Here is a 12,838-nt window from a genome sequence, read left to right on the forward strand (position 1 = left end):
AATACAATTATACAAATATCTAAAATCAGTGCAACTGATTCATCGCTGCCATCATTGGACCTATGACCGACATCACCATAACAAAGACTACGCCTGCCATAAAAATCATCATTGCTGGTTCGATCAAGCGAGTTGTTACAACAATTTGATTGTTTACATCATCATCATAAACATTGGAAATATTAACAAGCATTTCTTCAAGTTGCCCTGTTTTTTCGCCTGTTTTTAACATGTGGATGACCATAGTTGGAAATTTTCCAGTTCTTTCAAGAGCAGTAGCTAGTTTATCTCCGTCTTGAACTTTAACAATAGCATCATCCAAAGCTTTTTCCATTACACTATTACCCACAACTTTTCTTGTAAGTTGTAATCCCTCAACTATTCTTACGCCGCTAGACAAAATAGTAGAAAGAGTTTTTGAGAAACGAGATATTGTTACTTTTTGAATCAGAGGTCCAACCACAGGTGCTGTGTACATAATAGTATCAAGTTTCTGTCGACCTTTTTCGGTTTTTGACCAAGAATAAGTACCAAAGATGGCAAGACCTAAAAACACAACACAAATGAGCCACCAATCTTGCATCCAATTAGATATATCATTCATTAAAACGGTATACCAAGGTAATGTAACTTTTAAGGTAGTAAAAGACTTTGTCATTTGTGGCATAACTTTTACAAATAAATAAATGACAACAGCTATTGCCATGACAACCATAAGTGCAGGATAAGTTAACGCTCCTACAACTTTTCTTTTTATTTCTATTTGATAGTTGATAAATTCAGATAATCTTTGCATTACTAAAGGTAACGCACCAGCTTTTTCTGCAGCAGCAATCATGTTGGTATAGATTGACGAAAAAACTTTTGGGAAATTTTTATGTGCGTCTGATAACGATTTTCCTTCCGATACAAGTTCGCGCATTTTTACATATACAGATTTCAATTCATCATTTTCTACTTGATCAGCAATTGCGCGCAAAGCATCATTGATATCAACTGCTGAACGTAACAAAATAGCAAATTGTTTTGTGGCGTTGGCAATGTCCTCTGGTTTTGGAGGTTTTCGATTTAGCATTGCAATAATGCCTGATTTTCCTTCAGCTGCACTTGCTCTGCTATCAATTTTTAATTCGAGAACATAAATGCCTTGTTTCTTTAATTTTTGTTTTGCATCTTTAGGTGATTCTGCTTCAATATATGCTTTTAATTTTTTCCCAGTGCGTGCATTTTGCCCTTTGTAAGAATACATAGGCATAACTATTTCACCTCTTCTTGTTCGTGTTCGGATTGCGTAGCATATAGTGCTTCTTCTAAAGTTGTTTCACCATTTAAAAAGCGTTCATGAGCTGAATCACGGAGAGTTTTCATGCCTCTTTGCACGCACATTTTTTTCAAACTGGCACCATCTGAGCTTTTTAAGACAAAATTTCGTACATGTTCATCAAATACAAGTAATTCATAGATCCCAATACGGCCAGCATAACCGTTATTTTTACAATTACTACAGCCGCCTTCACGTGCTTTATAAAATACTTTTCCGGTTGTTTGTTTTGGTGATAATCCTAATAAACTTAATTCTTCAGCCGTATGTTGCGTTTGTTCTTTACAATTAGGGCAGACACGTCTGACAAGTCTCACGGCTAAGATGGCCACAACGGCAGTTGTAATTTGAAAAGGTTCAATGCCGAAATCAACCAAACGTGTGACAGATGCAGCTGTATCATTAGTATGTAAAGTGCTAAATACCAAGTGACCCGTGATAGAAGCTTGCACTGCAATTTGTGCTGTTTCGGAGTCACGAATTTCACCAATTAAAATAATATTTGGGTTTTGCCGTAAAATAGAACGTAAAGCGGCTGCGAATGTCAGACCCGCTTTGTCATTTACTTCTACTTGACTTACACCGGGTAATTGAATTTCCACAGGATCTTCAACAGTGATAATGCTAACATCTGGTTTATTAATATGCATTAAGGCAGAAGCCAGTGTTGTCGTTTTACCCGAACCTGTTGGTCCAGTGACTAATACTATTCCATGTTTTTGATTAACAACTTGCTTAAAGCTTTTCAGTAATGCTTTTGGCATGCCAATATCTTCTAAATTTGGCAGACCACCGGATTTATCCAAAATACGTAACACAATTCGTTCACCAAATTTAATTGGCAAAGTACTTACCCGCACATCAATTTCCCGAGTACCAACTTTTAAAGTAATACGTCCGTCTTGTGGTAAACGACTTTCAGCAATATTTAATTTAGCTAAAATTTTGATACGTGTTGAGACACTCGATTGGTATTTTTTTGGAATGACTCGAACTTCACGCAATCTACCATCTACACGAAAGCGAACAGATACGCGGTCTTCAAAGGGTTCAATATGAATATCCGAAGCTTTTTCTGTAATACTACGGCGAATAATCGCTGTTACTTCTTTTCTAACAGGTGCTTCTTCATTATCTTGTAAAAGATTATGAGCAACATCGAGTCCTTCAATTCCATCTATGTCGTCGTCAGAAGTTGCCGTTAACCCTTTATTTTGATCAACAAGTTCTTGTCTTTCAAAAACATTATTTATAGCGGCTTCTACTAAATCTTTTGGAGCAACCACTCTTTTAATATTTTTATTTAACAATACTCGTAAATCATCAATACTGACTGTATCTAGAGGATTTGCCACCGCGACTGTTACGTTAAGTTCATCTTCTGAAATAGGGACAAACATATGTTGTAAACAAAAACTAATATTTAATTTTTCTATTAATTTAGGATCGATTTCATGAAACGGAAAATTTTCTCGGAATTCTAAATTTAAGTGAATAGACAATGCTTTTAGCATATCTACTTCGTGAATAAGTTCGTTTTCTATAAGTATTTCACTTAATGTCCGATTAGTTGCTTGCTGTTCAAGCATAGCTTCTTCAATATTACTTTGTGGTACTTTAAAATCATTGAATAAAATATCTTCTAAATTTCTGTTTTTGGAAGAAAATTCTGTCGTAGAAAATTGCTCCGGATTCACTTTAATTTTAGATAAAATGAGCTTTGCCGCATCTTCAACTGTTAAATTTGTTTGTTCAGTTGCCATTGTTTTGATCTGACCTCACAAAATTAATTATTAAACGGCGGCGGTGGTGGTGGTGCTGAAGGTTGCGGAAAGCCAAACCCTCCTCCACTTTGATTGCTTGAAGGCGCATTGATTGGATTGGGATCTTCACTTGGTAATTGCACCTTTTTGGGCAATTGATCATGCTGATTCTGGGAATTATCTTGGTTGCTTTTGTTTGCTTCTTCATCACTTTTGTAAGGTGGTGGTGCTTTTCCATCTTCTTCAGTCGGTAAGCGAGAATAGAAATCTTGCTTTTTAAATTTTTCACCGTAAAACGCTTTTAAAAATGCGTCACGGTCTTTTATTTTTTGTTGGTATATTTTTTCGAGATCTTCTGAATTTCTCACAATATGTGGGGTAATAAATAAATTTAAATTTACTTTTTCTTTACCATTTCGTGATGTTTTAAATAACCAACCTAAAATTGGAATGTCACCTAGTAAAGGAACTTTTTTATCTTCAACCACAGTTTTTTCTTTGGTAATACCACCTATGACAGCTGTTTGTCCGTTTTGGACTATCAGAACAGATTCGGCTGAGCGTTTACTTATTGGATTCGGTGCGCCTGTTGACGTTGCTGGAGCATCGTCAAGTTTTAAATTGATTTTCATGGTCACAAAATCGGCTCTGGAAATTTGTGGGGTTACTTTTAATTCCGTTGAAACCGTATATTTTGTAGTAGTATCTATTATGCCGCTACCGTTTGGATTATTGGTTTTAGTTGTTACACTGTATTCTTCATTTGAAGAAAATAAAGCTTGTTCATTATCTGAAACAATCATACTAGGTGTTTGCAAAATATTGGAATTAGAATCTGTTTTTAGGGCAAACAATAACGCACCCGGTGTTAAGCTAAAAGGTCCAATGTTTATAGGACTATTGCTCATCAAACCTAAAATGGCATCTCCTTTTCCTAAAGAGCCAGCAAGACTTGAAGGATCGGCGGTTTGACCTGTTTGGGAGAAAAAGAGAGGCCCCCCTTGTGCTACGTTAAAACCAAAGGGAACTGTATAACCATTACCTGTCACAGAACCTGCCAAAGCAGAAGGTGCCCAATTAAAATCATTATTTACTCTTAAATCGATAATATTTGCTTCAACATAAACTTGCGCCCGTCTTTTATCTAGTTGCGCAATGATATTATCCAGTTCATCAAAAGCAGATTTGCTTCCTTGGATCACCAAAGAATTTGTGGGCTTATCAGCTGTTACTTTAACTCCGTTGAGATCTGCAACCGCTTGACCTGGTTGAGCTGGAGAATTTGGGGCTCCAGGGATATTCATTGGTGTAGGATAAAAGGCTGGGCGAAAGGTATTATTATTTTGTTTATTTGATCCCTGAGTTAACGCTTGTAAAGTTTGGGCTAATTTTTCTGAATCAGCGTAGTCTAAAGGTCTAACACGAACCATCGTTTGAGAGTTTTGATCTTGTGATGGTTTGTCTATCCGTTGGATAAAGCGCGCTACATCATCCAACCCACTGGATGGTCCCACTAAAATAACAGAATTCGTGCGCTCATCGGCTAAAACTTTTTGCACGCTTAAAGAGGGACCATTTCTATTGCCAAAAATTTCATTTACTTTTGTTACTGTATCTTTTGCATCCATATAGTTAATTGGAATTATCGAAACAATAGGTTGATTAGATTTGGAATCCAATAACTTAATTACCTCTAAAATTCTTCTGATTCTATTACCAGTGTCAGTTAAAATTAAGGAATTTGTTGTCGTAAATGCAGCATATTGAGTAATACCCAGCAATGGTCTTAATTGATTGATAACGGTATTGGCATCAATATAACGTAACGGGATAACCTGATTTATAATTTCGTCCGTTGAAGGTGACCAATTTTCGCCGTAGTAAGTTTTAATATTAGACGATTTTGCATTTGCAATTGGTAGAATTTTTACCACAGATCCTGTGTCTACAGTTGTAAAACCTGAAATATTTAACGCGCTCAAAAATGCTTGATACGCTTCCTCTTTTGTTACTTTTTCAGGCGAAATTATAGAAATACGTGAAGATCCTGCAACACCTTGTGCTAACACAAAGTTTTTGTTTGTCCACATACCGATTGTTTTAATAATATCGCTTAAATTAGCACCATTTGGGAAATCTATGCTCACTAATTCTTGTCCGTGCGGAATAGCATCGGCAGGAGATTTTTTTCCAGGACTAGTTTGCTCAGAATTTTGGGGAGGAGTTGGTGCTTTAGTTTTGCTTGTTTGTGAATTACTTGAAGTAGGTGCTTTAGGAGGAGAAGATGGAGACGTCTGTGCAAGCAAAGAGGGGCTCAATACTATTCCTAAACTAGTTGTACCGACCAATACCAAATGAAGGACATTTGAATGTCTTCCTAGCGTTTTTGTTTTTAAAACTTTTAACTTCTTCTGATTCATCTAACTATTACCTTTTTTGTCATCAGTGCGCCAGCCCTCTTGATTTGCAGTGTGATTGTCGACTCATCTTGCAGAGCTTCATAGATTTTAAAGCCTTGTGCAGGATCTTCCAGATTAATCCCATTGACATTTGTTATCACATCTCCGTTTTCAAGTTTAATTTTTTCAAACAAACTTCCTGAAGTAATCCCGTAAATTTTAAATCCTATCGTTTTGCCGCCCTGTGATTCAGGAACAAGTCGTGCAGAATTTAAAATTCTTGAAAAACCAGGTCCAATTTGCTCGCTTACATAATCAGAATCTAATTCGGTTGTTTGCTCCTCATTTTTGGAAGATTCATCTTCTTTTTTAGTTATTAATCTTTCTTTAGTTCCTGTAAATAGGCATATTTTTTTATTTTGATTGCGTAATTGGACTGAAGAGGGTCCTGTAATTTTATAAATTTGATAGTTGTCAAACTCAATGATATTTTGCCCTTCTTTGTAGACATCTGCAGTTTCTACTCTTGAATCTTTAAATGTTACTAAATTAGTCTTAGAATTACCAGTGAAAAGAATGCCTACTAATTCAACGGGCAGTTTTTCTTCTTGCTTACTACAAGGAACTTCATCGAAGTTTTTTATTAAACCAGAATTATTGTCATCTTGGTCTTCAATAGGTATATCGCCGTTTTTATTGAAAATATTTCTATTCACAATGTTTTTTTTCACAACGGTAAAAGAAGCCTCGCTTGATACTTGCGGAGTATAGGTAAAACTAGATGGAATAATTTGTTTATTACCTTGTAATAGTTTCACAGAAATTATTGTATTTATAAGAACTGAAATAATTATAATTCCTGTAGATCCGTAGGCTACATTGCGAAAAAATAATTTTTTTTCTTGACTGATATTGAATGAAAATAATTTTTTCTTTGTATTTTCAGCATGAGATTCTTTTTCAGAATCAGAATTTTTAGAGTTATTTTCTTCGCTAGTTGGTGAATCTTGTTCTTTGTTTTCATCAGAATTATCGATATTATTTAGTTCTTTGTTTTCATCAGAATTTTCAGTGTTATTTAAATCTTTTTTATCATTCATTGGACGTTCACTTTAAATGAAATTGTTTGGCCACCGCGAATGATTTGCATTTCAATAGTATTCTCGTTTCGCATGGAATTTAATGTTTGAATGGCTCTTGCAGCATCATTTAGTTCAATTCCATTAATAGTTGAAACAATATCGCCATCTCTTAAACCTAGTTTTGCATAGACACTATTTTGAGTAATATTAGTAATAACAAATCCCTTAACCTGTCCTCCGACGATATTCGGACTCGCTTTGGCTTCTTCAAGAGTTTTGGCAAAATCATTGGTTAAAATATTATTTACCCACTGTTTGGTAGCGGTCGTTGTATTTCCATTGCGTTCGAAACCGTCTTCTTTGAATGAAGCTCCAGAAGCATTTTGGGGAGAGCGAGAAAGCCTAGGATCTTTTGGGAGCTCGGAAATAAGATCAATATATTCAGGACAATTTTTATTAACTACAAATATTCTATTTTTTTCAATTGCATGTAACGTACCACCCTGTGGTAAATGATCTCCCAATTTAAATATGCCATTTCCTGAACCTTCAAAAACAACTAAACTTGTTTCAGAAGTCCCACCAAATAAAATCCCAGAAATTTTATAAGGTAATGAAGATTTAAAAGGTTCTAACGAGCATGCTCGACTGCCATCACTTTCTGCGTCAGGAATAATACCTTTTAAATTAAATATATTTCTTGAGATAATAGCAGATAAATCAAAGGAGTTTTTTTGCCCTTCATTCATAGGTTTCGCAATTGAAGGAGCTATTTTTTTATTTAATGATTTGCCAAAATAGATATAAAAAGTATGAACTATTCCTATTGAGCAGATAATACCTGTAATAACGTAAAGAAACGGCGTTATCTTCTCAGCAGGTGGAATGCTGACATCTGACGAAGTAATTTTATATTTTAGTTTTGTTAACAGATGGATCATTGTTTAATTCTTACATTAAGGTTGTTTAACTCTAACAACGACCATAGTAATATCATCTTCAAGCGCTTTACCCGCACCATAAAATTCAAGGCTGTCTTGTAATAATAAGGAAACAAATTCTGAACTTGTTTTAGTATAATTCTTTTCGATAAATTTTCTAAGTCTGCGTTTGCCATATTCCTCATCTTTATCATTTTTATTTTCAATTAAACCATCAGTATAAAAGAAAATAAATTCTCCCCCAATCAAAGGAAGTTCTTTTTTTTCAAATACTTTATTGTCAATACGAGTTGCTCCGATATTTCCGAGTCTATTACCACTAGCAATAAGAGTTTCAACTTTTTTATCAGCTTTCACTACTAAGGGGAAATTATGCCCAGCATTCGCATAACGTATTACTTTCTTTTCGAAATCGAAGACACAAGAGAAGCAAGTCATGTTGTAACTAACATCACTATGTCCCATACTAGAAAGCACTGTATCAAATCCTTGTAAAATGTCATCCACATCAAGGTTTTCACCTGCAAAAAGTTTGCTCTTAACTGAAACAAAATAACCAGATATAGCAGCAGTCACCATCGCACTTGCAGTACCATGTCCCGTCACATCAGCGATAAAAACAAAGAATTTATCCTTTAATGTTATTGTGTTCCACCAATCTCCACCACAAAAAGCGGCAGGAATTGCAGTTCCGGCACAATCAACATTAGGATGTTCTGGGGCAATTTGTGGCAAAAATGTTTTTTGGACAAGTTGACTAGTCGCTAATTCCATTTCCAAAGTTCTTCTTTGCCCTTCTTTTTCTTCAATTTCTTTTTTAATTTGATCATAGCGTTTTGCTAGCTCTTCATTTGCTCTACCAAGCTCATAGTTACTTTTATTCACTTGGTTAAAAAGACGAACGGTTTCGGCTTGGTTTTTTGCAATCATCGTATAACCTAATAAAACTCCAGTAGTACTTTCAATTTTTACCCCATTAATTGAAAAAGGGAGAAGCTCGCCTTCTGAAGTTTGGACAAAAACTTCTACGTCTTTTACAAAACCTTGAGTGGTAAATTGAATTTCAAGTTCCAAATAATAATCAACAAGGCTTTCAGCGTGCGGAAAAAGTTTCCTAATATGTTGTCCAATTAAATCGGCTTGCGAAAAATGTGTTGTTTCACAAGCTGATTTATTAGCTTTCATGATTATCCCGTCTTGATTTAATAAGAACATCATTTCAAACATGTTATCAACAACTTGGTCGATAAATCTTTGATGCTCCAAAATTCCTCGAGCCACTTCCAGTAATTTTAAATGTGACTCTGATGTAAAACTGTCTAATTGTTCCTCAGGTAGTAAATCTAATTTTTGCATTGAAACCATTTGTATGGTTTGGAGAAGTTTTTCTGTCGGACTGGTAAATTCTTCATGCCATTCGAGCATCAATTGCTGAACTTTATCAGAGATAATAAAGATAAAAAATCCGCTTATAATAATAATTAATATGACTAAAATGTTAAATAATAAATTAGGGATTAAATAATTTGCAAGAAGTCCAACAAAAATAACGAAGCCTACAAATATGTATAAATATTTTATCATATTTGTAAGTTTTTGAGTCCATTTTTTCACAATGTCTTCAATGGTAATTGAACTCAATCTGTAAATCTCCTTATCTTCATCCTAGCCCTATCGTTTGAAATGAGATGTCAGTTAAATGAAACTTTGAAATCTTCTTTCACCATGTCAATACAGTGGCTCCTCAGAAAGGTGTTACATTATCCGAAGAAGAACACGCAGATAAAAATTGATTGCGGTTGGAGTTTTCCATGGAAGAGATCCGATTTAAACCTACCATATTTGTGTTGATAGCCATTTTGGGAGCAGTTGCTATTGCAGCGACTGGTTTTTTATCAACAGATTGGATGTTAACCACAGCAGTAAGTGTCGTTTTATTCTTATTGGCTTTTGTTTGGTTCTTTTCTGTTAGAAAAAGAATAGATGAAATTCTAACTCATGATCTAGACAAAATTGCCAACGATGCTGCTAGAGCAATACGAGATGAGATTGAATCATCTGGTGGTCATTTGAGTGATAAAGGAATTTCAGAGAAAGAGAAGCAATTAGACCAAAAAGAAAGAGATATTGCTACGAGAGAAAAAGATCTTCATGGTAAAGAAAAAGAAATAGCAAAATTAAAAGATGAATTAGAGTCAAGAAAGAAAACATTTGAACAAGCATCTCAAATTCCATCTGTAAGTTCAGCTAGATCAAAGGATTCATCTAAAGAGGAATTACAGCAACGAGAAATAATTGCTCTAAGACACCAATTACTTCATATGGAAGAAGTAAACAATGCAAGACTTTCATCTCTACAACATGAATTTCAATCTAAAAATGTTCAAGCACAAAAAAATATGGAATTTTGGAAATCTAGTGCTGAAAGCATGAATAAAAAGTTACAAGATCAAAAACGTGAATTTGATTCACTGGCGAAATCACTTGAAAGCAGAGCTGTTCTTGCAGAGGAGCGTGGATTAGATCAACAAAATAAATTAACAAAACTTCAACTCGATGCTTCTCAAAAAGAAATCGGAGTGAGTGAACAAGTTCAACGGCTAGAAGAAATTATCTCTCTTGTTCCAGAAATGACCAATCAATTACATAATGTAACACATCAAACAGAAAGAAGTGCGATTGAAATAGGTGATAAAGTTAGATTTATCTATGAAAAAGCGCAAGAACATTTAGAAGAGTCTAATGAAATATCTGCGCAATTTAGAGGAGGTAAAGGAAATAATAGCAATACATCTTTGAGTGAAGTCATTCAAAGTAGTTTATCTTTATTAAGAGAAATGATAGAAATGTTAGAGCATAACTCTAAACTTAATATGGATTACTCTCAAGCGATAGATACTATTCTAGTAAATACAGCGGAAATCAATAAAATTAGCGATGAAATTCAATATATTTCCGATCAAACAAATTTACTTGCACTAAATGCAGCCATCGAAGCGGCAAGGGCAGGAGAACACGGAAGGGGTTTCTCTGTTGTTGCTGAAGAAGTTAGAAAACTGTCTGATAGAACAAGTTTAGCAAGTAATAACATCATCCAAATAGTTGGAAAAGTAAACTCAAGTGTAAGAGATATCAGTAGAAGCTTATTGGAAAACCTTAAAAAGAATACAGAAAAGAAAACGCATGTGGATCATGCAGTTAATGAATTAGTACGAACTGCTGAAGAAAGTACAGAAGTATTTACTAAACTAATTTCAAATGCTGTTGCAAGTTCTGAAAGCGTTGCAAAAAATATCGATCAAATTATATTAAGTTTACAATTCCAAGACATTACTAAACAACAAATTGATCAAGCTTTACAACCGCTAGAAAAGATCAAAATAAACATAGAAGAATTATTAAATAAAGCGTTGCAAAATGATGCTTTAGCTTTAAAAACAGCGCATCAAAATACTGGACATGGTGATGGAGGCGGCGGAGGTGGTACTCCTCCACCTGCAGCACCAACATCAGGCTCAACTCCACCTCCTCCACCCACTTCAGGAGGTAGTGGTGGTGCCGCAGCAAAGCCACAAGCGCAAGCTAGCGCACCCAAAGCAGCTCCACCCAAAGCACCACCACCTCCAAGCAAACCACCAGAAGCAGGAGCAGCAGCAGCAGCTGACGACGAATCTCTAGTAAAAGGCGATGTAGTGTTCTTCTAAGCTATCAAAATACAGATAGAACCTATTAAAAGATTTGCCGAAAAAACTCCCATTTGTGGTCTTGTTTAAATAATCACAAGGTGCAATAATAGTAGACAGTAATTCCTATAATTTTTTTTTGAGTGATCTTGTAACGATCATGCCGTAATTGCTGGAAGGAGAAGTCCGTGAACGGAACTTATGCGCTTATGGGTTCAAGTGCCATTATTAGGCATGTTCAACACTTAGTTTATAAAGTCGCTGAAACCAATACAGCGGTTTTGATAACAGGTGAATTGGGTACTGGAAAAGATGCTATTGCCAAGATTATTCATGATAAATCACCAAGAAATAAAAATGGTTTTGTTCCAATTAAATGTGCTTCGATGACTGAGGAAAGTTTAGAACATGATTTATTTGGGTTTGATCCCAGTTCGCTCCATGCAGGAACTCAAGCAAGAAGTGGCTTTTTTTTAGAAGCTGAAGGTGGAACTTTATATATAGATGAAGTTGGGAAGCTAACTCCAAAAATTCAGGTAGCACTTCTAAAAGCGCTAAATGAAGGAATAATTAGAAGTGTCAGTACAAAAAATGAAATCCCGATAAATGTTAGAGTAATTTGTTCAACCTCTATTGATTTAGAGCAACTGGTAAAAAGAGGATTATTTTTAGAGGATTTATTCTATAAACTTTCCAGTGCTTCGATATATTTACCACCTTTAAGAGAAAGAAGAGAAGATATTCCTATTTTAGCTGAGTATTTTGTTCAAAAATTCAATCAACTTAAAGGAAAGAAAATAATAGGCATTTCCCATGATGCTATGAATGCGTTGTTGCAAAATACTTGGAATCACAATATTCAAGAACTAGAAAACTTAATTGAACGCATTGTTGTTTTGAAAAATTCAGGCTCTGTAGATATCTGCGATTTGCCTCCGCGATTAAGAAATTTAGTTACTGATAATATTGATGCTTTTTATGATAGAAATACAAATAACAACCAAAACATCTCACAAATAAATTTATCTAATCAAAATAATTTTAATAACATAAATCAACATAATTTAAATCAGTTTAATAAAATTTCTAATCAAAATTTACAAAACAATATTTCTTATGCTTCTAATATTTTAAAAGAAAATTCTCAAGTTAATCACACTCCAACTTTAAGTAAAGTAAATGGTAATCATATTAATAACGCTTTTCAAAATATCAATAATAATCAAGGTAATTATGGAAATAATTTTCAACAAAGTCAAAATAATGCACAAGCGCATAATCAATTAAATAGAAGCAATATGTTTGAAGATATCCCAAGTGAAATCGATCAATTCATAAAAAAAGAAATCGATTTAGGATCTGGAATTGATTTTTATAGAGTAGTGGAAGAGTTCGAAAATAGATTAATATCTGAAGCGTTAAGAAGAACAAATCATAATAAAAATAGAGCAGCTCAGCTTCTTTCTATGAATCGTACAACTTTAGTAGAAAAACTAAAGAAAAGGGCTACTTCATCACCGATTAAAAGTGAAACAGGAAGAGTTAAAAGAAACTCAGCCTTTACTATATTTGATGGTTTAGGAAATGAAAATCCAGATTTTGAGACAATTGATTTTGTTAATTTAAGTAGTGAAGAAGGTCCTTAATTT

Annotated in this window: 8 protein-coding genes; 2 read left to right on the top strand and 6 right to left on the bottom strand. The window is 34.5% G+C overall.

What is annotated here, in order from left to right; genetic code table 11:
• Window positions 1-25: 25 nt before the first annotated feature.
• Genes QEJ31_RS12240 through QEJ31_RS12265 form a run of 6 tightly spaced genes read right to left on the bottom strand, consistent with a single transcriptional unit; the run spans window position 26 to window position 9,147 of the window.
• Window positions 26-1,255 (bottom strand): type II secretion system F family protein, encoded by a 1,230-nt coding sequence (locus QEJ31_RS12240; protein ID WP_280590498.1) that lies wholly within the window; start codon window positions 1,253-1,255, stop codon window positions 26-28.
• A 2-nt stretch (window positions 1,256-1,257) separates the two neighbouring features.
• Window positions 1,258-3,084, bottom strand: coding sequence for an ATPase, T2SS/T4P/T4SS family (locus QEJ31_RS12245; RefSeq protein WP_280590501.1), 1,827 nt, complete (start codon window positions 3,082-3,084; stop codon window positions 1,258-1,260).
• Between the two features lie 23 nt (window positions 3,085-3,107).
• A complete protein-coding gene (gene gspD / locus QEJ31_RS12250; protein ID WP_280590503.1) occupies window positions 3,108-5,504 on the bottom strand; it encodes a type II secretion system secretin GspD in 2,397 nt (798 codons plus the stop codon).
• On the bottom strand, window positions 5,501-6,583 hold the full coding sequence (locus QEJ31_RS12255; protein ID WP_280590504.1) for a hypothetical protein: 1,083 nt from the start codon (window positions 6,581-6,583) through the stop codon (window positions 5,501-5,503). The genes gspD and QEJ31_RS12255 overlap by 4 nt, the downstream gene beginning before the upstream one ends.
• Window positions 6,580-7,506 (bottom strand): PDZ domain-containing protein, encoded by a 927-nt coding sequence (locus QEJ31_RS12260; RefSeq protein WP_280590505.1) that lies wholly within the window; start codon window positions 7,504-7,506, stop codon window positions 6,580-6,582. Before QEJ31_RS12260 ends, QEJ31_RS12255 begins: the two co-directional genes overlap by 4 nt.
• A 15-nt stretch (window positions 7,507-7,521) precedes the next feature.
• Window positions 7,522-9,147 (bottom strand): SpoIIE family protein phosphatase, encoded by a 1,626-nt coding sequence (locus tag QEJ31_RS12265; RefSeq protein WP_280590507.1) that lies wholly within the window; start codon window positions 9,145-9,147, stop codon window positions 7,522-7,524.
• Between the two features lie 170 nt (window positions 9,148-9,317).
• Between QEJ31_RS12265 and QEJ31_RS12270 the strand changes: the two genes are divergently transcribed.
• Both QEJ31_RS12270 and QEJ31_RS12275 read left to right on the top strand, forming a co-directional pair.
• On the top strand, window positions 9,318-11,210 hold the full coding sequence (locus tag QEJ31_RS12270; RefSeq protein ID WP_280590508.1) for a methyl-accepting chemotaxis protein: 1,893 nt from the start codon (window positions 9,318-9,320) through the stop codon (window positions 11,208-11,210).
• 167 nt (window positions 11,211-11,377) lie between these two features.
• A complete protein-coding gene (locus tag QEJ31_RS12275; protein WP_280590509.1) occupies window positions 11,378-12,835 on the top strand; it encodes a sigma 54-interacting transcriptional regulator in 1,458 nt (485 codons plus the stop codon).
• The last annotated feature ends 3 nt before the right edge of the window (window positions 12,836-12,838 follow it).

It is taken from the genome of Pigmentibacter sp. JX0631, assembly GCF_029873255.1.
GTDB lineage: Bacteria > Bdellovibrionota_B > Oligoflexia > Silvanigrellales > Silvanigrellaceae > Silvanigrella.